Raw genomic sequence first — 20,019 nt, 5'->3', positions numbered from 1 at the left:
AAGCACTGGGCGCACCGCTGCGCGCAGAACCCCGTGGCCCTTTCAGAGAGGTTCATCTTCAGTGAAGCGTTCACTCGCACGTCGCACGTCCATCCCCGCGGCTCTTCTCCTGTCCTTCTCCCTCGCTGCGTGCGGGGCGAGCAACGAGTCCTCCGGCGGTTCCGGCTCCGGTTCCGAGGGTGAGGGCGGCTCCGACAGCGGCGTCTCCGGCACCCTGAACGGCGCGGGCGCCTCCTCGCAGGCCGCCGCGGTCGACGCGTGGAAGGTCGGGTTCCAGGAGTCCAACCCCGACGCCACGGTGAACTACGACCCGGTCGGCTCCGGCGGTGGCCGTGAGCAGTTCACCTCCGGCGCGGCCCCGTGGGCCGGCTCGGACGCCTACCTCGCCGACGAGGAGCTGACCGAGGCCCAGGAGCAGTGCGGCGGCGAGGGCAACCTCATCGAGATCCCCGCCTACATCTCCCCCATCGCCATCGCCTACAACGTCGAGGGCGTCGAGGAGCTCAACCTCTCGGCCGAGACCATGGCCAAGATCTTCGACCAGAAGATCAAGAAGTGGGACGACGAGGCGATCAAGGCCGACAACCCCGACGCCGAGCTCCCCTCGACCGACATCACCGTCGTCAACCGCTCGGACGAGTCCGGCACCACCGAGAACTTCGTCGAGTACCTCTCCGCCGCGGCCGAAGGCGCCTGGCCGCACGAGGTCAGCGGCGACTGGCCGGTCAGCGGCGGCACCGCCGCCAAGGGCACGACCGGTGTCGTCGACGCGATCGGCGGGGCCGACGGCGCGATCGGCTACGCCGACGCCTCGCAGATCGGTGAGCTGAAGTCGGTCAACGTCAAGGTCGGCGAGGAGTACGTCGGCCCGACGGCCGATGCCGCCGCGAAGATCATCGACGCCTCCGAGCAGGTCGCCGACCGTGGCGAGTACGACTTCGCCACCGACCTCAAGCGCGACACCGCCGAGTCGGGCACCTACCCGGTCGTCCTGGCCTCCTACGAGCTGGCGTGCACCCAGTACGACGACCAGGAGACCGCCGACATCGTCAAGGCGTGGCTGACCTACATCACGAGCGAGGACGGCCAGCAGGCCGCCGCCGAGCAGGCCGGCTCCGCCCCGATCAGCGAGGACCTGCGCGGCAAGGCCGGGAAGGCCATCGACGCGATCTCCGCGAAGTAAGCGCTCTCGCTCGAGAGCTGAGGCACGCTGGTGGCGGTGAGGACAGGCCGGTCGACCCGGACGCCCCCCGCCACCAGCGTGTGCCACCTCCCTTCGGCATCTGACGGCATCTGACCTAGGAGAACCCCTGTGAGCACCTCGACCCAGACCCGGGAACCGGCCGCTGCAGAGCTGACCACGGGCGGTCGACGTTTCGGCGACCAGATCTTCCGCGGGCTCTCCACCTCCGCCGGTCTGGTCATCCTCACCGCGCTGTTCCTCGTGGCCGCCTTCCTGCTCTGGCAGGCGTGGCCGGCGCTCGTCGCGGACCCGGCGGACGTGCGCGGCGGCAAGGGACTCGTCCACTACATCGCGCCGCTGCTCGTCGGCACCGTCATGGCCGCCCTCATCGCGCTGCTCACCGCACTGCCGTTGTCCATCGGCATCGCGCTCTTCATCAGCCACTACGCACCGCGCCGGCTCGCGTCGGCGCTGGGCTACCTCGTCGACCTGCTCGCCGCCGTCCCGTCGGTCATCTTCGGCCTCTGGGGCATCACGGTCCTCGGGCCCGGGATGATCCCGGTGCAGGGCGGCCTCGTCGACTACCTCGGCTGGCTCCCCTTCTTCGGCGGGACGTCCAGCCCGAGGTCGATGCTCGTCACCGGCCTGGTGCTGGGCATCATGATCCTGCCGATCATGACCGCGGTGAACCGTGAGGTCTTCCTGCAGACCCCTCGCCTGCACGAGGAGGCCTCGCTGGCCCTGGGCGCCACCCGCTGGGAGATGATCAAGCAGGCCGTCTTCCCCTTCGGCAAGTCCGGGATCATCTCCGGCGCGATGCTCGGCCTGGGCCGGGCGCTCGGCGAGACGATGGCCGTCGCGATCATCCTCTCCCCCTCGGTGCGCTACACCAGCGTGCTCAACACCTCGGGCAACCCCGGCACCATCGCGGCCGACATCGCCCTGAACTTCCCCGAGTCCAGCGGGATCGACGTCAACACCCTCGTCGCGAGCGGGCTTGTCCTCTTCTTCCTCACGCTCGTCGTGAATATGTTCGCCCGATGGATCGTCTCGCGGCGGTCCGAGTTCTCCGGAGCCAACTGATGACCATCACCGAGCACGACCAGGACACCACCAACGACACCGACGAGCCGTCGTTGGAGGCCAGCGGCCGAGGCCAGGGCACGCTGCCCGAGTGGGTGCGCTGGGCCGTGGCCGCCGCGTCCTTGGCCGTCGGCGGCCTCCTCGTGGCCTTCCTGTGGAAGGTCAACATCCCCTTCACCGTCATCGTCGGCGCGCTGATCTACGTCGTGGCGATCTACCTCATCTCGCGCACCGTGGAGTCCCAGCGGCACGCGGTCGACCGGGTCGTCACCGGCGTCGTCACGACGATGTTCTTGCTCTCCCTCATCCCGCTGATCTCGCTCGTCGTGACGGTCGTGACCAAGGGCGCCGAGCGCTTCGACGCGCAGTTCTTCACCTACTCGATGCGTGGCGTCCTCGGTGAGGGTGGCGGCGCCTACCACGCGATCATGGGCACGCTGGTGATCACCGGCGTCACCACCTTGATCTCGGTGCCGATCGGCATCTTCGCCGCGATCTACCTCGTCGAGTACGGCAACAAGAACGCGATCTCCCGGGCGCTGACCTTCTTCGTCGACGTCATGACCGGCATCCCCTCGATCGTCGCCGGTCTCTTCGCGGTCGCCCTCTTCACCCTCTTCCTCGGACCGGGCACCCGGATGGGCATCATCGGCGCCGTCGCGCTGACCGTGCTGATGATCCCGGTCGTCGTGAAGTCCACCGAGGAGATGCTCCGCCTGGTCCCCAACGAGCTGCGCGAGGCGAGCTACGCCCTCGGGGTGCCGAAGTGGCTCACGATCAGCAAGGTCGTCCTCCCGACCGCCATCGCCGGCATCGCGACCGGGGTCACCCTGGCCATCGCCCGCGTCATCGGCGAGACCGCGCCGCTCCTGGTGACGGTGGGCACGACGGACTCGACGAACCTCAACCCCTTCGACGGGCGCATGCAGACCCTGCCGGTCTACGCGTACTACAGCTACGCGACCCCGGGCATCCCCCGCGAGCCGTACTTCGCGAGGATGTGGGCAGCCGCGCTGACGCTCATGCTCATCGTCATGGCGCTGAACGTCATCGCCCGTCTCATCTCCAAGTACTTCGCCCCCAAGACCGGTCGCTGACCACCGACCTCGCAAAGGAAGAACCGACGTGTCCAAGCAGATCGACGTCAAGGACCTCAACATCTACTACGGCGACTTCCTCGCCGTCCAGGACGTCAGCACCACCATCGCGCCCCGGTCGATCACCGCGCTGATCGGCCCGTCAGGGTGTGGCAAGTCGACCTTCCTGCGGGCGCTGAACCGGATGCACGAGGTGATCCCCGGTGCCAAGGTCAAGGGCAGCGTCGAGCTGGACGGGCAGGACATGTACGGCCGAGGGGTCGACCCGGTGCTCGTGCGGCGCAAGGTCGGCATGGTCTTCCAGAAGCCCAACCCGTTCCCCACCATGTCGATCAAGGAGAACGTCCTCGCCGGGGTGAAGCTGAACAACAAGCGGATCAAGAAGTCCGAGGCCGAGGAGCTCGTCGAGTCCAGCCTTAAGGGCGCCAACTTGTGGAACGAGGTCAAGGACCGGCTCGACAAGCCCGGCTCGGGTCTCTCCGGCGGCCAGCAGCAGCGCCTCTGCATCGCCCGGACCATCGCGGTCAAGCCGGAGGTCGTGCTCATGGACGAGCCGTGCTCGGCGCTCGACCCCATCTCGACCCTGGCGGTCGAGGACCTCATGGCCGAGCTGAAGAACGACTACACGATCGTCATCGTGACCCACAACATGCAGCAGGCCGCCCGGGTCTCGGACAAGACCGGCTTCTTCAACATCGAGGGCACCGGCAAGCCAGGCAAGCTCGTTGAGTACGACGAGACCTCGAAGATCTTCAACAACCCGAGCGAGAAGGCCACCGAGGACTACATCTCCGGTCGCTTCGGCTGACCGGCGACCACAGACCACAGCTCCTCGCCCCCCTTCGCCTGCGGGTGGCGCCTGGCCCACCCCCTTCGCCACTTGTGCCCTGAGGTCACAGATGGCGGGCGTGTCGCGCGACACGCCCGCCACTTGTGCCCTGAGGGCAGATCTGGCGAACTGGGGGCGCGGACCGCGCCGTCAGGCCAGCGAGACCAGCAGCGCGCCGACCGCGGCCAACGCCGCCGCCCCGGGGAAGGTCAGCACCCACGCCAGGACGATCGAGCGCACCACCCGCCAGCGCACGGCCCTGGCTCCCCCGGTCAGCCCGGCGCCGGTGATCGATGCCGTGATCGCATGCGTGGTCGAGATCGGAGCGTGCAGCGCAGTCGCCGTGTAGAGGATGAGGGCTGCGGTCGCCTCGGCGACGAAGCCTTCGGCCGGCCCGAGCGGGCTGATCCGCGCGCCGAGGGTCCGCACGATCCGCCACCCTCCGGCGAGGGTTCCGGCGCTGATCACCACGGCGCTCAGGACGAGCAGCCAGAAGGGGATCCTCGCGTCGGCTCCGTCGTGATGCCCCGAGACGACCAGGGCGAGCACGACGACGCCCGCGGCCTTGGCCGCATCCTGCATCCCGTGGCCGAACGCGACCAGCGCCGCCGACCCGGTCTGCGCAGCCCTGAAGCCGCGCCGCGCCCGGTGCGCGGGGACGGCCGACGCCCGCCGCAGGAGGATCGAGGTGCCCAGGTAGGCCAGCGCCAGCCCGAGCGCCGGGCTGGCGATCATCGGCAGGAGGACGCGGGTGGTCATCTGCTCCCAGTGGATCGCGCCACCGCCGACGACGACCGCGCCGCCGAGCGCCCCGATGAGGGCATGGGTGGACGAGACCGGCATCCCGAGCCACCACGTGAGGAGGTTCCAGATGGTCGCCGCGACGAGCGCGACGGCGGCGAGCACGAGGCCGGTCGAGCCGGACGGCGGATCGACCAGCCCTGCGCCGATCGTCTCCGCGACCCTGGCGCCGAAGAAGGCGCCGACGAGGTTGGCCAACGCGGCCATCGTCACCGCGGCGCGTGGGGTGAGCGCCCTGGTCGAGACGGAGGTGGCGATCGCGTTCGCCGCGTCGTGGAACCCGTTGGTGTACGTGAACGCCATCGCGAGCAGCACGATCACCAGGACCGGCAGCCAGTCCACGGTCAGGACTCCTTGACGGCGATCAGCTCGATCTGGTGCGAGACGAGCTCGAAGGAGTTCGCGGCGGACTCAAGCCGCTCGAGGAGGTCCTTGCGCCGGATCAGCCCGACCGGGTCGCTCGCGCACTCGGCGAAGAGCCCGGCCAGCATCCGCCGGTACCGCTGGTCGGCGTCGTTCTCGAGCCGGTTGATCTCGATGCAGTACTCCTCGACGCCCCGCATGGACCGCAGCCTGGGCATGACCTCGACGGTCAGCTGGGCCATCCGAGCGATGATTTCCAGCATGTCGACCATGCCCGGGCACGACGTGGTGAAGCCGTGCAGGTCGATGGTGAAGCCGAGGTTCTCCAGCTCGTCGACGCACCGGTCCAGCGCCCCGGTGAGCGCGATGAGGTCTCCGTGGTCGAAGGGGGTGACGAAGCTTTCGCGCGCCTTGCGCACGATCCGGTGGCTCACGCAGTCGGCGTCGGCCTCGATGTCGCGCAGCCGGGCCAGGCCCGGCGCGGAGGAACCGTCGGGGTCGCCGAGCATGAGGCTCAGCTCGTCCGAGGCGCTCACGGCATGACTGGCGAGCTCGCCGAGAAGGTCGACGAACGCCTGGTCGTGCTTGAACGGGCGGATGTGCACGGTCGTCGATCTCCGGGTCGAGGGCGGTGTCGGGATCAGGGTAGGCCCACGATGTTCCCGACCTGTAACCCCGCGTTCGGGTCGCGTTCGGATGAGCGAGGTCCGGAGAGTGCGCCGGGCCGGGAGCGCCTCTCGGCACAGGGCCGCTCGTAGCGGCTGAATTTGGGACCCGGGGCTACCGCGACCCGGCGCACGACCGAGGCTAACGCCCCTCAGCCCCGATCGCATTCCCGGCATGCCCCACCCCTTCGCTCTCCTCCCTTCGCACCCGAGGTGGCTGGGCGACGGCATCGCAGATCCCTAGGTTCCTGTCAGGTGCCCGGGAAAGTTCCTGGGCACCTGACAGGAACCTAGGGATCTGCGGATCTCGGGGGCGGGCAGGGCGAAGGGGTAGGGACGGGCGAAGGGGGTCAGTCCAGCTCGCCGGCGCGCCACAGGGAGGCCGCGGCGGCCAGGTCCTCGGCCGTGGTCATGAGGTCCGCCGCCGACGCGGCACTCGCCCGGTCGTCCTGGGCGCGGCCGGTGGCCGTCACGGCGCAGAAGGCCGCGCACCGATCCAGGGCGCTGTCGAGGTCGCGCTGATAGAGCCCGGCGAGGACCGCGTCGAGGAGGGTCTGGACCTCGCGGGGGCCGGGGGGTTCCTCGACCCCGGCGATGACGTGCGACACCGGGGCGATCGCGCTGCCGCTCGCGTACTCCCGGCTGGCGACCTCGGGCTGACGCTGCACCCACTCGCGCACGAGATAGAGGCGCCACAGGGCACCGGGCAGGCTGCGCGCGGGGCGGTGCGACCAGAGCTCGGCGAGGGTCTCCAGCCCGACCTCCTCGACGAGGCCGACGAAGCGATCGGCGACCGCCGGGTCCTCGGAGCGGCCGGCTTGCACGAGCAGCTCGGCGGCGGCGTCGGCAGCGGCGGCGAGCTCGTCGGGGCCCGGGCTGGCGCCGGCGTGGCTCTCCATGGCGTCCGGGCTCATGTGCACCGGGCGCCGCGGAGGTCGCGGTCCGCTGGTGCTCAGGCCTGGCTCCGCGGGCGAAGCATCGCGCGGACCATGGTGGCCGCCTCGGACTGGGAGAGGTCGGTGCGGGAGGTGTCCCAGGAGGTGCGCAGCAGCCGGCGGGTCTCACCGTTGGCCCACAGGTGCTCACCGGTCAGCGACTGGGCCAGCTCGTGCAGGGCGCGCCCGAGGTCGCCGGACTCGACCTCGGTCATCCCCCACCCGGCCGCGGTCTCGGCATCCACGACCCGGCGCCGAAGGGCGAAGCTCAGCGCGCGCGGCTGGCCGATCGCCCTCGGCAGCAGCCAGGCGACACCCGGGTCGGGGGCGCCGAGGGAGTCCTGCGCTGCCACGCGGAAGGTGGCCGACGGGGAGGACAGCACCATGTCGGCCGCGAGCGCCAGACCGAGGCCGGACCCGGCGGCCAGACCCTGGACGGCGGCGAGCACCGGCTTGGACGAGCCGTGGATGATCCCGAAGAGCTCGTCGAGCGCGGCCGCGACCTCGAAGACGTGCGTCGTCGGGTCCTCCGAGGCCTGTGCGGCGGCGGTGTCGGTCCCGACGCAGAAGCTCTCCCCGGTCGAGGTGAGCTTGACGATGTCGACGTCGTGGGCGCGAAGGGCGCGCTGGAAGGCGTCGCGCAGCGCATGGGTGGTCTGCAGGTCGAGGGCGTTGCCGGCCTCGGGCCGGTTCAGCTCGATGTGGGCGATGCCGTCGGCGGCGGAGTACCGCACGACGGACTCGGGGCTGGCGTTCGCGGCGAGGGACACCCCTGCAGGATAACGAGGAACTCATCGCCGGGCAGAGGAGTGAGTGCAGCGCTGCGACAATCGGCCCATGCCCTACCTCGTCCTGGCCGTCGCCGTGCTGTGCGAGGTCGCTGCCACGACCGCGCTGAAGTTCTCCGAGGGGTTCACCCGCCTCGGCCCGTCGCTCATCGTCGTCGCGGGGTACTCGGCCGCCTTCTACCTGCTCAGCCTCTCCCTCGACCGCGGGATCCCGCTCGGGGTGGCCTACGGGATGTGGGCGGCGGCGGGGGTCGCGCTCGTCGCCGTGATCGGCGTGGTCCTGCTCGGCGAAGGGCTGACCTGGGTGCAGGTGGGCGGGCTCGGCCTGGTCATCGCCGGCGTCCTCGCGCTCGAGCTCGGCGGTCAGCACCCCCAGTAGACCCGAGCTCTACCAGCTGGAGCGCTCGCAGGCGCCTCGAGAGAGTGGGCCTCCGTAGAGAGTTCGAGAACCCTGCCCGGCCTTGAGAACGGTGGCTTCTCTCAGGTCGCGAGAGGTCTATCGACGGGATCGGAGGCCGTTGGAGCCGGCCATGGTGGACTCGTCAGGGCCGATGGTGCGGGTGGTTGGGATGACTCGAACCTTTCTGAGCCCGGCGCACGTGAAGGAGCCGGTGGCCCTGTACGAGGCGGGCACAACACTCGCGGAGTTGGGCGAGCGGTTCAGCATCCATCGACGTACGGCTGCCGCACATGCAGGTGGTGTTGCGGTTCGGGGTCAGGCCACGCGGAGACGGCCAGGATCGGCGTGATGATCCCCGGCGACCGGGACTGGCCCACCGCCCTGACAGACTGGACGAACGAGAGCCGTTCGTGTAGTAGAGGATTGGAGCCGCGTCGTTCCTGTCAGGCCCGCTGTCGGAGAGGCTGACGATCACCGGCTCACGAGCGGCGACTCCTACGGCGAGCATGTCGCCGTCAAGTTTGCCGCCGACCTGGCACGCGACGGGCGGGTGGTCGTGGCCGGCGGCGCATACGGGATAGAGGGCGCCGCACACCGCGCCGCCCTTGCCGCCGGTGGGGACACGATCGCCGTCCTCGCCGGGGCGTCGACCGGCCCTACCCTGTCGGACATCGCGAGCTGCTCGATCAGATCGCCGGCGTAGGGCTGCTCGTGAGCGAGACGCCACAGGGTTCGACGCCGACCCGGCACCGGTTTCTCGCGCGTGGTCGGCTTCTGGCCGCTCTGTCGAATACGACCATCGTGATCGAGGCCGGGGCACGCTCCTGCGCGCTGCGCACCGCCCGCCAGGCATACGACTTGGGTCGCGACGTCGGTGCGGTCCCTGGCCCGTTGACCAGCGCCGCCAGCATCGGCCCACACCAGCTCATCGGTGACGCTCGGGCACGGATCGTCACCAATACCGGGCAGATCACCAACATGCTCCACATGCAAAGAGCTCTCCACGAGAGTCCACGGCGGTCACCCCTCGGCCCAGCGTTCCCCCGAGACCCCGAACGCCGCGACATCGGGCGCGATACTCCCTCACTCTGAAACCGTCGGGTGACAATGCGGCGGCTACACCACGGCAGCGGGTCGACACGAGACGGACAGCGTCAGCCGTACGCTCGGATCATGAAGATCGAGTTGGAGCGCGGCGCGTGGACGAGGGGTGAGCCTCTGGCCGACGGCGAAGGCGGTTTCGGGACGGTGTACGAGGTCCAGGCAGGCGACGGCTCCCCAGCGGTGGCCAAGTTTGTCCCCAAGGCACCGGGCGCCGAGCGTGAACTCCTCATCGGCGACTCGCTTCATGCTGCGGAGTTCCGGAACGTCGTGCCCGTGATCGACCGGGGCGAACACGAGAACTCCTGGGTTCTGGTGATGCCTCGAGCCGAGAAGTCACTGGCGCGGCACCTGGAAGAGGCTCACGCCCCGTTGGATCTCTCCGAAGTCGTGTCCATCCTCAGCGACATCGCCACGGCTCTCTCTGACATCGACGGTGCTGTTGTCCATCGGGACTTGAAGCCACAGAACGTATTGCTCCTTGACGGCACATGGTGTGTCGCGGACTTCGGCATCGCCAGATATGCCGAGGCGACTACCGCAGACGACACGCGCAAGTTCAGCCTCACGCCCCCTTACGGGGCCCCCGAGCAGTGGCGAAGTGAGCGCGCGACGAGCGCAACGGACATCTATGCCTTCGGCGTCATCGCCTTCCGGTTGCTGTCCGGCACACTCCCGTTCGACGGGCCGGATGCTGCCAGTTACAGAGAGCAACACCTCACGGGCAGCCCTCCTTCACTCACTACAGGGACCGCTCGGCTTCGGACACTCATCGAAGAATGCCTCTACAAAGCGCCTCAAGCACGACCCAACGCCGCCAACGTCCTTGCCCGGCTGGCTATCGCTGCCGAGGAACCTTCCCGTCCGGGACTAACCCGGCTTGCGCAGGTGAGCCACTCGGAAGTGCAGCGCCAAGCGCAGAGCCATGCGCATGACGTGGCGCGCCGCGAAGAATCCGAACGGCGCGCTCAGATGTTCGCGGCGGCCGAGCAATCATTCGAATCGTTCTCGCAGCCACTGTTGCAGGCCATCGAAGACAACGCTCCCACGGCACGGATCGAGGTCGGTCGGGGCCACGGAAAGATGCGGTTCATGGCAGAACTTTCCGGTGCCAAACTCGGTGTCAGTCAGCCCCAACCATCACCCGCTTGGCAAGGCCCGTTCAGCGTCATCGCGTTCGCGAACGTCGCAGTCAACTTGGGAGGACGGAACCGAATGGGTTGGGAAGGCCGAAGTCACTCGCTGTGGTTCTGCGACGCCCACAAGCAGGGCCGCTTCGCCTGGTACGAAACAGCGTTCATGGACTCACCGTTCGGCAGCGGCCATCCATCGGTCGAACCATTCTCGTGCTCGCCCGCACAAGGACAGGTTGCGTTCCAGAACGTCATCGGCACGATGCAGCTCGCGTGGCCTGTCGAAGAGTTGGACCGTGCGGACCCCACCGAGTTTCTCGACCGTTGGATCGGCTGGTTTGCCGACGCTGCCGAGCATCGCCTCGCCCGACCTTCCACGATGCCGGACAAGCAGCCTGGCCGTTCCTGGCGCCGCGGATGATGCTCGACACCAACTCCAACGGCTGACGGGTGGCCGGGGTCGCACGTTCACGCAGGAGAACCCGAACCGGCTGACGAAAGGTGCTCGGCAACCACGGCGCAGCAGGCATAGAGCGGTCGTCGGCGAGGAGCACCTCGCGGTTGCTCCCGCCAGCCGTGCGTCTCACAGGCTCGGCCCCTGCCGGGGCAGGTAGTCGGTGTTACTGGCGCTGTTCGGGCTGGTCGGCGAGCTAGCGGAGCGCGATCTCGGCTCTGGCGCGGTCGACCTTCCGTGCCGTGTTCTCCGGCACCGGGCCGAGAGACGTGTCCTCGGTGATGCCATATCGGTCGCGGTAGGCGGCGACGGTGCGGGCGTGCCCGGGCGCGTCGTCTCGGTCGCCCACGAGGAGTCCGAAGACGCCGCCGGCGTCCACGGATTGGAGCTGGGCGAAGTCGCCCACGAGTAGCACCTTGGCCCCGGCTCGTCCGGCCAAGTGGGTGATGCGATCCAGAGAGAGGGTGCCGGCGAGGGAGGCTTCATCGATGATGACGAGCTGACATACCCGGAAGTCTTCGCCGTGGATGAGGTGGTTCTGCCACTACCTCGCCGTGTTCTCCGTCGCGATGCGCAGGTCTTCGGCGAGGATCCGCGCGGCCATCGCTGGCGGTGCACGCCCGACCACTGAGCTCTCGCCGTGTTCCTTCTCCCACGCCCGGCGAAGCGCGTTCATGGCGGTGGTCTTCCCGGCGCCAGCCGGGCCCGACGAGCACATCGAGCAGCCGGCCGGATTCGGCTATCTTCATCAGAGCGTCGTCCTGGTCCTTACCGAGCATCAGCCCCTCACCGTCAGGCTTCGTGGTGATCTATGGTTGCGGCCGATGTCGCGCGCTTCCCATTCGACGCCGAAGATGCGTGCCATGTGGTCGGCGAACACCGCTCGTGCGACTCCGACAGCGCGACCACCGCGGCATGCATCGGTCGCCCATCCAGCCTCCGCCACTTCCCGTCCAGCACGGTCTGCACCTTGTTGCTGATGACGACATGTGTGTGCAGGTGGGGGTCGCCGGCGCGCGAGTCGAAGTGATCGAACGCCGTCGCCGCCAACCCGGTCACGTCCACCTGCGCAACAGCCCCGTCACCGGCGGTTGCACCGCTGCGGGTGGCTGAAACCTAGCGCTCCATAAACGCAACCACCTCCGCAACCGCCGCATGATGCACCTGCCCGATGAGCGCCTGCGTGCCGGCGTCGGCGACCGCCCACAACGCCGAGGCGGACTTCGGGACCGAGAAGGTGAAGTCGAACCCGGCCACCGCCCGCCGTCTGCAGCGCTCAGTCTCCTCGGCCCCAACTGCCGCGACCGCCTCGCCCCTTCGCGCCCGGACTTAGTTCGGGGTCAAGGTCAGCGATCCGAGCCTCGATCCGCACCGGCACCTACTTGAAGGCCGGGAACGCCTGCCCGAGCGGGTCGCCGCTGATTGGATCACGCCCTATCCCCATCAAGAGCTGGAGCTGAGCCTCTGACACCCGATCACCCACCGCGAGCCGACCCTTGCCGAGTGAGGCGATGCCAGACCCGAGCCATTGGCCCGGTGGTGTTCCCACCTTCGCACGATACCTCGTCAAAGGCGTGGACAACTCACGGTCGCCATCCACGGCCGCGGCAGTGCGCAGCAGGTACTTGTAGCCATCCCCCGCGCTCATTACTCGCATCGAGACCGTCACACCACGCAGGTACGCGACTCGCTTCGAGGAGCTATTAGGTGGGCTCCGGTCCGAGCAATTCCACGACCTCATGGGGTACCGCAAAGTGAGACGACTTCACGCCGGTCTCATATACGGCGTCGAGCAAAGCGGCAACGCCGTATGGCACATCCCCCTTTGCTTGAAGTTCAGCCGTGACGCGCTTGACGGGGCGCGTGAATCCACGCAGCATCTGGCTCTCGTCACGATTATCCAGTTCGTAGACGCGCGCACGCGGGATTCTGCCGCCATTCGCAATCGCTTCTCTAATAACGTCAGCTTGTGTATGACCCTGAGAATCGAGTTCCTTCAGAACTGCTCTCGCCGCGTCAGCGCTCCACGGGACATGCTCTGGTGATTCGTCACGCACACGTTCGATGTCCTGGACGGATTCAGGGCTGGTTCCAACGCCCAGCACCGAAGAGTGCTTGATCAGGTCCGCTGGTTCGAGAAGAAAGAACCGGCGCCCCGTCGCTTGGAGGTACTCGTCAATCAGCTCGTGGCGGGCACCAATGATCGACCCTCGATCTGCCCGGTTCCACCAATCTTCTTTCGTGTCCGCGGTCACAAGCACCAAGTCAGCCCCACGCCCACCGCCCTCAAGAAGCAATTGATGCCAGACGAGATAGTCTCCCGATGCCCCTTCCGGGAGGTCAGACTCGAGCTTCTCGACATCCATATAGCCAGGAGGGATCGAGTTCTCTACCCGTCGTTCACCCTCCTCGACCGCCGTCTTCCAATCCACTTCCGAGAGCGCGGGGCCAACCGAGTCCTCCAGCAACTTTTCCAGTCGCGCCAACAACCTATCCTCAGACGTGGGCGCGTGAGCAGAGACTCTGATGGGCTCCTCACCGACGCGCTCCCGCAAACCCTCGTAGAAGTCGTCCACTTCCTCGGTCAGGTTGACCCTTTCCTCGCTAGGAAGGGCAACACTCTTGGCCCAACGGATTATCGCGTCCTTCGTTGAGGTCGAGTTCTTCGCCAGCGCTGCCTGGGCGTCCCTGGACGCGCTGCCTAGGCTCGCGATGACCGACTGGCGATTACGCCAGAACTCCCGGACCACCTGGTGCGGTACGAAGAGGCGCTCTTCGGCAGCCTCGGCCACGCGCAGCAAGTCATCGACAGTCTTCTCGTTGTACCGGTAAAGATTCAGCAACACATTGGTGTCAAGGGCAACGACGCCGTGCTGGAGCGCTCTCTTGATGTCTTCCGCCGTGAGGACGCGGTACGCCTCAAAACCTGAGTACAACCCGCCTCTGCCCACTCTCGCTCCTCAAGGCCCGTTCGTCGTTGGGTGTCAGCCTACGACCAGCGCGCCGCCTCAGTGGCGACATTGCCTCGATCTGCAAGACGCCTGTGACCTCGAACGCCGATCGGACCGAAGGACGGAGGCGGCAGCGTCGGCGGTCTTGCTCGGGCGACTCGGTTCGGACGGCCGGTGCGTGGCGGAGTCGTGCACCTGACCGGTGACCAGCTCGGCATCAGTTCTCGATGAGGCACGGATGCCGGGGACGACCGTCACCGGAGCAGACTTCATGCACGATCCCAGCGCCAGTGGTCCCACACCGATGCAACCGGGACCTGCGAGGCGCGGGCGATGCTCGACCTCGACGACCTGCCCGATGGCACCCTCGAGGTGATCCTGTTCGGGCGTATCTCGGGCACGCTCGCGGTGCGGCGGCTGATATGAACCAGCGGCGGGCCGGGGGGATGGGCGACGAACTCACCAACGCGGCCCTCATTGGCCTGGTCGGGATGTTCGGGATCGCTCTCGTCCTCCGTGCCGCTGGCAGCGTCGCCGCGTTCCTCACCGGCACAACGCAGCCCGAAGCGGGCGTAGCGGCGGGGCTCGCCGTGCTGTTCAACCCCGGCGACCCGGCGACCGCGCTCGGTGCCGACGGGCTAAACCCGGCCGTCTACGGGCTCGTCAGCACGGCACTGCTCGGCGGCCTGGCGCCGGGATCGTCTGGGTGTGGATCGTGCTGCGCCGACACACGCGGAAGACAGAGACCGACCCGCACCGACTGGCGGGGATCGCGACCAGCCATGAGGTCAAGACCGCGGCATCCGCGAAGGCACTGCTTCACCGCGCGGCCTCGCTGCGGGCCTTCCTTGGCGTCGCCAGCGCCGCAGGATATCGGCTACCTGCTGGGGGCGAGTCGTGGAACGAAGGTCTGGGCATCGGTTGAGGACTCGATCCTGCTGATCGGACCGCCCCGCTCCGGCAAGGGCCTGCACGTCGCCATCAACGCGATCCTCGACGCTCCGGCGCGGTCGGCACGAAGCCCGACAACCTCACCGCCACGCTCCGCGCCCGACGCCGAAGGGGCGGGTCGTTCGCCGTGTTCGACCCCCAACACCTGGCTGAAGGTACCCATCTTGGCTGCGCTGGTCACCCGTTCGCGGTTGTGACGATCCGCGGACCGCGATGATCCGCGCCAACGGCCTCGCTGCCGCTACTGGCCTCAGTGCTGGAGCGGTCGAGTCCGGCGGGTTCTGGGAAGGAAAGGCCCGCACCGAACTCCAGAGCCTGCCCCGCGACCGGCTCGAAGGCGAGCACGACGGTCTCATGCTGGCGCACTACGCCGATGCGATCCCGCCGTAGGTGCTCAAGCGTGAGCAAGACCGGATCGTCGTCGAACTCGACCAGGTGACTCGCCGCATCAACGCCCACTTCGGTGACTACTCCGACGCCCGCGCCCACCTCGACGATGCGCTCGGACTGCTGGCCAACTGCGCCGACATGTACCGCAGGTGCGACGACACGAACCGGCGACTGTGCAATCAGGCCTTCTTCACGGAGGTCTTAATCGACGAGACAACGAACTGCGTGTCGAGCACAACCGGCCCTTCGAGGCTCTGCTCGATCCGCAGGTCAACGCCAACGCTCTGACCTGGGCCGCAGACGCACACAAGCCCGAACCTCGACCAACGTTTCCGTTGGCAATGGTTCGAGCCTTGTGGGCGGGGTGGGCCCCGTGGGGCTCGAACCCACAACCTACGGATTAAAAGTCCGCAGCTCTGCCAGTTGAGCTAGAGGCCCTGGCGGGCCCCAGCGTAGATCAGGGGGAGGCTCCTCCCCCCCTTCGCCGGAATCCGCTCAGGACCGCCAGGCGCGCAGGTCCCGGCCCAGCATCTCTTCGAGGCGGCGGGTGTGCGGGTCGTACTCCTCGTGCAGCCGGCTGCGCAGCTGCGGGCTCAGCACCGGCATCTGCTGCCACTCCTCCCCGAGTCGCAGCTTCGAGGTCTTCTTCGTCTTGTCGTTGGCGCGGAAGGTGACGTCGTCGACGCCGAGGTCGGAGTCGAGCCCGAGGTGCTCCATGATCTCGGTGACGAAGGCCAAGGGGTCGGCGGCCAGGTCGTCGTAGATCATCGGCTTGAGCTGGGGATGGACCTCCCACCACCGCTCCAGGGCCTCGGCATAGCGCCCGAAGGTGAGCATGGAGTACTCGTCGCTGAGGTCGTCGATGACCGGTGTGTAGGCGAAGCGTCCCTGCATCATGTGGTGGATGTACGCCGACTCGTACCGGTCCACCGGGTGCCGGAAGACGGCCAGCATCGCGGGCGCGCCGAGCATCGACCGGATGTTCTGCGCCGTGGGCGAGGTCGCCCGGAAGTAGTGCGGCGTGCTCTCCAGGTAGTAGCGCACCCCCGGCAGGTCCTCCTCGGGGAAGTGCGCCCGGAAGGCGGCCACCTTCTCGGGCGCGTCGAAGTTCGGCTGGTTGAAGAAGTTCAGCTCCTTGACCTTCGACGCGTAGATGTGACGCGAGCGCGCGAGGCAGTGGTGCAGCCAGCTGGTGCCGCTCTTCTGGCTACCGACGACGAGCAGGTTGGGCAGGGGCATGTCAAGGGGGTCCCGTGGATCGACGATGGGGGGGTCGACGGTAACCCGCGGAAGGAACCGGCAGGCGCCCGTTCAGCGACCAGCGGGTGGACCGCAGATGACCTTTCGGTGGCCGCTTGATTAACCCCTGGCGCCGGCCCGCCGACAGGCCCGTAGACCTGGATCTGTGCGCCGTCGCTGTGGCTATCCTGACCGCGCCCAGCCCGCGGCACACACGATCAGGAAGCGTCGACCGAAGCAGATGAGCCAGCCGGACCTGTCCGTCATCATCCCCATGCACAACGCGAGCGGGACCGTCGTGCCCGTCATCGAGTCCTTTCTCGCGATCGACTCCGCTGGCATCGAGGTCGTCGTCGTCGACGATGCCTCCACCGACGACTCCGTCGAGCGGGTCCGCGAGCTCGACGACCCGCGGGTCGTCCTCCTGCCGCTCACCCTCAACCACGGCGCCGGCCAGGCGAGGAACCACGGCTTCGCGAAGGCGGGCGGGCGGTACAGCCTGTTCTTCGACGCCGACGACGAGATCCATCCCGAGAGCCTCACCGCGACACTGGGAGCGCTCGACGACACCGGAGCGAGCGTCGCGATGATGCCGTACCGCTACCGGCGCCCCGGGACGGTCGGCGAAGGGATGAACTCTTACGACATCGCGGTGTGGGAGAAGTACGTCGCGGGGCCGCGCCGTCTCGCTCGGCTGGACGAGGTGCCGCGGCTGCTCGGCTTCACCAACTACCCGTGGAACAAGGTCGTGCGTACCGAGCACTATCGGCGGACCGGGCTGCGCTTCGGCTCGACCCAGGTGCACAACGACATCCTGGGCCACTGGCTCACCCTGGTCGACGCGGAGACCGTGCTCCTGCTCGACCAGCCGCTGTGCACGCACGTCGTCCAGGAGGGCGGCAAGAACCTCACCAACCGGGAGAGCCGCGCGCGGCTGAACCTGCTCGACGCGCTGGACGAGACCTACACCGAGCTCTGTGCCCGCCCCGAGAAGCGGCGCCGGTACGCCAACCATTACTGGGACCTGGCGCTGCGCGTCATCGAGTGGGCGTCCGGGCGGATCACGCCCGAGGTGCGCGACAAGTTCAGCTACCGGGTCCAGGAGCACCTCTTCCGTATCGACCTGGGCGACTTCCACCGCATCCGGTTCAAGCAGAACCCGGGACTCGCCAACCGCATCGTGCGCCGCACGCAGGCCTGAGCAGAAGGAGCACCGACATGGCCGAGGTCAGCATCATCGTCACCACGTACAACATCGAGGACTACGTGGAGCAGTCGCTGGCGAGCGTCGCGGCGCAGACCCTGAGCGACATCGAGGTGCTCGTCGTCGACGACGGGTCCTCGGACTCGACGCCGCAGAAGATCGCCGACTTCTGCGCGGGCGACCCCCGGTTCGTCCCCGTCCTCCTCGAGGAGAACAGCCCGGGCGGGGTGGCCACGGCGGCGAACGCCGGCCTGGACCGGGCGACGGGCACCTGGGTGGGGTTCGTCGACGGTGACGACTACGTCGAGCCGACGATGTTCGAGAAGCTGCACTCCGCCGCGCTCACCCATGGCGCCGACCTGGCGATGTGCGAGTACCAGGAAGAGGTCGACGGCACCGGCGAGCGCCGCGCGCCGGCCGACGCCCACCGGTGGGCGCAGCTGAGCGATCCTCACTACGTCCTCGACGTGCCCACGACACACACCTTCCTGCGCTTCATCGCCGTGCCGTGGCGCAAGCTCTACCGGCGCGAGCTGCTCGAGCGTGAGTCGATCCGCTTTCCCGTGAGCGACGGCTTCTTCGAGGACAACCCGTTCCACTGGTTCGCGCTGGTCTCGGCGGACTCGATCGCCGTCGTGCCGGAGGTGCTGTGCTACCACCGGGTGGCGCGCGCCGGGCAGACGATGGCGACGGCGGACGAGCGGCTCTTCCACATCTTCCACCACCACGACACGATCCACACCTGGCTGGCCTCGCGGGGGCTCCTCGACCTGTACCAGATCCCACTGCTGGGTTGGGTCATCTCGCAGATGGAGTGGATCTCCCGCCGCACCCCGCCGGAGCTGCGGCGGCGGCTCTTCGACATCCTCGTCCCGATCTTCGGCGAGTACTCCGAGCAGACCATCGCGCGGGCGCTCCAGGAGAACAACAAGGGCGCGGCGACGCACCGGCTCGCCAAGGCGGTCGCGAAGCGCGAGTTCGGCAGCTTCGCACGGTGCCTCTCGACCCGTCCCGGGTCCGACAACCCCCTCGTCACCGCGGCCTTCCACCTACGCCACTCCGGCGTGCGCCACACCGCGTCCCTCACCAGGCGTTACGCGCGCAACGCGATCGCGGGCGGGCAGGTCGCGAGCTACGCCAACCGCATCCGCAGCCGCCGCAGCGACGCCGGAGGCCGGGACGTGATGTTCGGCCTCGTCGTCATCGAGAAGCGGCTCGCGCGGATGGAGCAGCAGCTCGACTCCGTGGAGCGGCGCCTCGCGTCCTTCGAGGGCGGCCGCGACGGCGACCGCCCCGCCTGACCCCCGGTCAGGCGTCGACGAAGAGCGAAGGGATGTCGCGCCCTTCGCGGATCGCCTCCAGGATCCCGTCGGCGGCGGTGAGCGCCTCGCCGATCGTGACGTCCATGTCGAGGTAGCGGTAGGTGCCGAGCCGGCCGACGAAGGTCACGCCCGTCTCGCGCCGAGCGGCGTCGGCGTACCGGGTGAGCACGGTCTTGTCGTTCGTCATCCGGATCGGGTAGTACGGGATGTCGCCGTCCTCGGCCAACCGGCTGTACTCGCGGAAGCAGACGGTGTCCTCGTGCTCCTCCCACGGCGCGAAGTGCTTGTGCTCAGCGATCCGGGTGTACGGCACGTCGACGTCGCCGAAGTTCATCACCGAGCAGCCGAGGTAGTCCCCCTTCGCCCGGATCTCCTCGAAGTCCAACGTCCGGTACCGCAGGTGGCCGAGCTCGTGCCCGAACCACGCATCCAGCTGGCCGGTCCAGATGGAGTGGTCGAAGTCGCCCCGGTCGGCCTCGGTGTAGGGCGTCGAGAGCCGCACCTCGATCCGCGGGTGGTCGATGATGCCCGCGACGATCTCGGTGTAGCCGTCCCGCGGGATCGCCTGGTGCGGGTGGTTGAAGTAGGAGTCCTCGTAGCTGAAGCGAAGGGGGAGCCGCTTGAGCACCGACGCGGGGATCTCGGTCGGCGGCAGACCCCACTGCTTGCGGGTGTAGCCGTGGAAGAAGGCGTCGTAGAGGGTGCGGCCCATGAACTTCAGCGCCTGCTCCTCGAAGTTCTGCGGGTCCTCGATCGAGGAGTCGGCCTGCTCGGCGATGAAGGCGCGGGCCTCGTCCGGTCGCATCGCGGTGCCGAAGATCTGGTTGATCGTCAGCAGGTTGACCGGCAACAGGTAGGTCTGCCCGCCGACGGTGGTCCGCACCCGGTGGTTGTACGGCATCATCACGCCGAAGCGGTTCACGTACTCCCAGACCCGCTCGTCGTCGGTGTGGAAGATGTGCGGCCCGTAGCGGTGGATCATCACCCCGGTCTGCGGGTCACGCTCGGTGTGACAGTTGCCGGCGATGTGGTCGCGGGTCTCGAAGATCACGACGTCGTGGCCGGCCTCGGCCAGCTCGCGTCCGATGACCGCTCCGGAGAAGCCGGCGCCGGCGATGCCGAACCTCACC

The 20,019-nt window shown here is 68.2% G+C and carries 16 protein-coding genes, 1 tRNA gene and 3 pseudogenes; 11 read left to right on the top strand and 9 right to left on the bottom strand.

Annotated elements, in window-relative coordinates:
- The first annotated feature begins 61 nt into the window (after positions 1-61).
- From pstS to pstB, 4 genes are all read left to right on the top strand, one after another.
- Entirely contained in the window at positions 62-1,183 is a 1,122-nt protein-coding gene (gene pstS, locus FB557_RS02645; protein WP_144855369.1) for a phosphate ABC transporter substrate-binding protein PstS, read from the top strand.
- 129 nt (positions 1,184-1,312) lie between these two features.
- A complete protein-coding gene (gene pstC, locus FB557_RS02640; RefSeq protein ID WP_211356464.1) occupies positions 1,313-2,266 on the top strand; it encodes a phosphate ABC transporter permease subunit PstC in 954 nt (317 codons plus the stop codon).
- Entirely contained in the window at positions 2,266-3,363 is a 1,098-nt protein-coding gene (gene pstA, locus FB557_RS02635) for a phosphate ABC transporter permease PstA (RefSeq protein WP_144855367.1), read from the top strand. Before pstC ends, pstA begins: the two co-directional genes overlap by 1 nt.
- A gap of 28 nt (positions 3,364-3,391) precedes the next feature.
- Positions 3,392-4,171, top strand: coding sequence for a phosphate ABC transporter ATP-binding protein PstB (gene pstB, locus FB557_RS02630; protein WP_144855365.1), 780 nt, complete (start codon positions 3,392-3,394; stop codon positions 4,169-4,171).
- A 171-nt stretch (positions 4,172-4,342) separates the two neighbouring features.
- Here pstB and FB557_RS02625 read toward each other — a convergent pair whose 3' ends face one another.
- The 4 genes from FB557_RS02625 to FB557_RS02610 form a co-directional block, all read right to left on the bottom strand.
- A complete protein-coding gene (locus FB557_RS02625) occupies positions 4,343-5,335 on the bottom strand; it encodes an inorganic phosphate transporter (RefSeq protein WP_144855363.1) in 993 nt (330 codons plus the stop codon).
- Positions 5,336-5,337: 2 nt separating this feature from the next.
- Entirely contained in the window at positions 5,338-5,961 is a 624-nt protein-coding gene (locus FB557_RS02620; protein ID WP_170236156.1) for a DUF47 domain-containing protein, read from the bottom strand.
- A gap of 410 nt (positions 5,962-6,371) precedes the next feature.
- Complete coding sequence (locus FB557_RS02615; RefSeq protein WP_144855359.1) at positions 6,372-6,935, bottom strand: hypothetical protein; 564 nt, start codon at positions 6,933-6,935, stop codon at positions 6,372-6,374.
- Between the two features lie 38 nt (positions 6,936-6,973).
- A complete protein-coding gene (locus tag FB557_RS02610) occupies positions 6,974-7,726 on the bottom strand; it encodes an enoyl-CoA hydratase/isomerase family protein (RefSeq protein ID WP_144855357.1) in 753 nt (250 codons plus the stop codon).
- 67 nt (positions 7,727-7,793) lie between these two features.
- On the opposite strand from FB557_RS02610, the gene FB557_RS02605 reads away from it, so the two are divergent.
- The 3 genes and pseudogenes from FB557_RS02605 to FB557_RS02590 all read left to right on the top strand — a co-directional run bounded on the left by FB557_RS02605 (position 7,794) and on the right by FB557_RS02590 (position 10,799).
- Positions 7,794-8,123, top strand: a complete 330-nt coding sequence (locus FB557_RS02605; protein WP_144855355.1) for a DMT family transporter — start codon at positions 7,794-7,796, stop codon at positions 8,121-8,123.
- A gap of 571 nt (positions 8,124-8,694) precedes the next feature.
- Positions 8,695-9,236: pseudogene (locus tag FB557_RS14460) on the top strand (DNA-processing protein DprA).
- Positions 9,237-9,317: 81 nt separating this feature from the next.
- Positions 9,318-10,799 carry a serine/threonine-protein kinase gene (locus FB557_RS02590; RefSeq protein WP_211356463.1) on the top strand — a complete coding sequence of 494 codons (1,482 nt, stop codon included), beginning with the start codon at positions 9,318-9,320 and terminating at the stop codon, positions 10,797-10,799.
- A 361-nt stretch (positions 10,800-11,160) separates the two neighbouring features.
- Here FB557_RS02590 and mobF read toward each other — a convergent pair.
- Positions 11,161-12,480, bottom strand: a pseudogene (gene mobF, locus FB557_RS02585) (MobF family relaxase); the annotation flags it as partial.
- A gap of 55 nt (positions 12,481-12,535) precedes the next feature.
- Entirely contained in the window at positions 12,536-13,783 is a 1,248-nt protein-coding gene (locus tag FB557_RS02580; protein WP_144855351.1) for a PIN-like domain-containing protein, read from the bottom strand.
- Between the two features lie 422 nt (positions 13,784-14,205).
- Here FB557_RS02580 and FB557_RS02575 point away from each other — a divergent pair.
- Both FB557_RS02575 and FB557_RS14095 read left to right on the top strand, forming a co-directional pair.
- Positions 14,206-15,052 (top strand): annotated as a pseudogene (locus FB557_RS02575) (type VI secretion protein); the annotation flags it as partial.
- Positions 15,053-15,124: 72 nt separating this feature from the next.
- The gene (locus FB557_RS14095) at positions 15,125-15,412 is read left to right on the top strand and encodes a hypothetical protein (protein ID WP_170236155.1); all 288 of its coding nucleotides are present in this window, start codon (positions 15,125-15,127) and stop codon (positions 15,410-15,412) included.
- A 77-nt stretch (positions 15,413-15,489) separates the two neighbouring features.
- Here the strand turns inward: FB557_RS14095 and FB557_RS02565 are convergent.
- A tRNA-Lys gene (locus FB557_RS02565) sits at positions 15,490-15,562 on the bottom strand.
- Positions 15,563-15,619: 57 nt separating this feature from the next.
- Entirely contained in the window at positions 15,620-16,363 is a 744-nt protein-coding gene (locus FB557_RS02560; protein ID WP_144855349.1) for a sulfotransferase family protein, read from the bottom strand.
- A 241-nt stretch (positions 16,364-16,604) separates the two neighbouring features.
- On the opposite strand from FB557_RS02560, the gene FB557_RS02555 reads away from it, so the two are divergent.
- Both FB557_RS02555 and FB557_RS02550 read left to right on the top strand, forming a co-directional pair.
- Positions 16,605-17,564, top strand: coding sequence for a glycosyltransferase (locus tag FB557_RS02555; RefSeq protein WP_144855347.1), 960 nt, complete (start codon positions 16,605-16,607; stop codon positions 17,562-17,564).
- A 17-nt stretch (positions 17,565-17,581) separates the two neighbouring features.
- Entirely contained in the window at positions 17,582-18,868 is a 1,287-nt protein-coding gene (locus FB557_RS02550) for a glycosyltransferase family 2 protein (RefSeq protein WP_144855345.1), read from the top strand.
- A gap of 7 nt (positions 18,869-18,875) precedes the next feature.
- Here FB557_RS02550 and FB557_RS02545 read toward each other — a convergent pair whose 3' ends face one another.
- Entirely contained in the window at positions 18,876-20,018 is a 1,143-nt protein-coding gene (locus tag FB557_RS02545; RefSeq protein ID WP_144855343.1) for a UDP-galactopyranose/dTDP-fucopyranose mutase family protein, read from the bottom strand.
- Between the last annotated feature and the right edge of the window lies 1 nt (position 20,019).

The sequence above is a fragment of the Marihabitans asiaticum genome (assembly GCF_007828725.1).
In the GTDB taxonomy this organism is placed as follows: Bacteria; Actinomycetota; Actinomycetes; order Actinomycetales; family Dermatophilaceae; genus Marihabitans; species Marihabitans asiaticum.
The sequence above is the reverse complement of the archived record's forward strand: the minus strand, read 5'-3'. Positions and strand labels throughout refer to the sequence as shown.

What these genes read in the sequence shown, in the direction of transcription:
- FB557_RS02590 (WP_211356463.1), top strand. Translation starts at nt 9,318, where the DNA reads ATGAAGATCGAGTTGGAGCGCGGCGCGTGGACGAGGGGTGAGCCTCTG.
- FB557_RS02550 (WP_144855345.1), top strand. Translation starts at nt 17,582, where the DNA reads ATGGCCGAGGTCAGCATCATCGTCACCACGTACAACATCGAGGACTAC.
- FB557_RS02560 (WP_144855349.1), bottom strand. Translation starts at nt 16,363, where the DNA reads ATGCCCCTGCCCAACCTGCTCGTCGTCGGTAGCCAGAAGAGCGGCACC.
- FB557_RS02555 (WP_144855347.1), top strand. Translation starts at nt 16,605, where the DNA reads ATGAGCCAGCCGGACCTGTCCGTCATCATCCCCATGCACAACGCGAGC.
- pstA (WP_144855367.1), top strand. Translation starts at nt 2,266, where the DNA reads ATGACCATCACCGAGCACGACCAGGACACCACCAACGACACCGACGAG.
- FB557_RS02615 (WP_144855359.1), bottom strand. Translation starts at nt 6,935, where the DNA reads ATGAGCCCGGACGCCATGGAGAGCCACGCCGGCGCCAGCCCGGGCCCC.
- FB557_RS02605 (WP_144855355.1), top strand. Translation starts at nt 7,794, where the DNA reads ATGCCCTACCTCGTCCTGGCCGTCGCCGTGCTGTGCGAGGTCGCTGCC.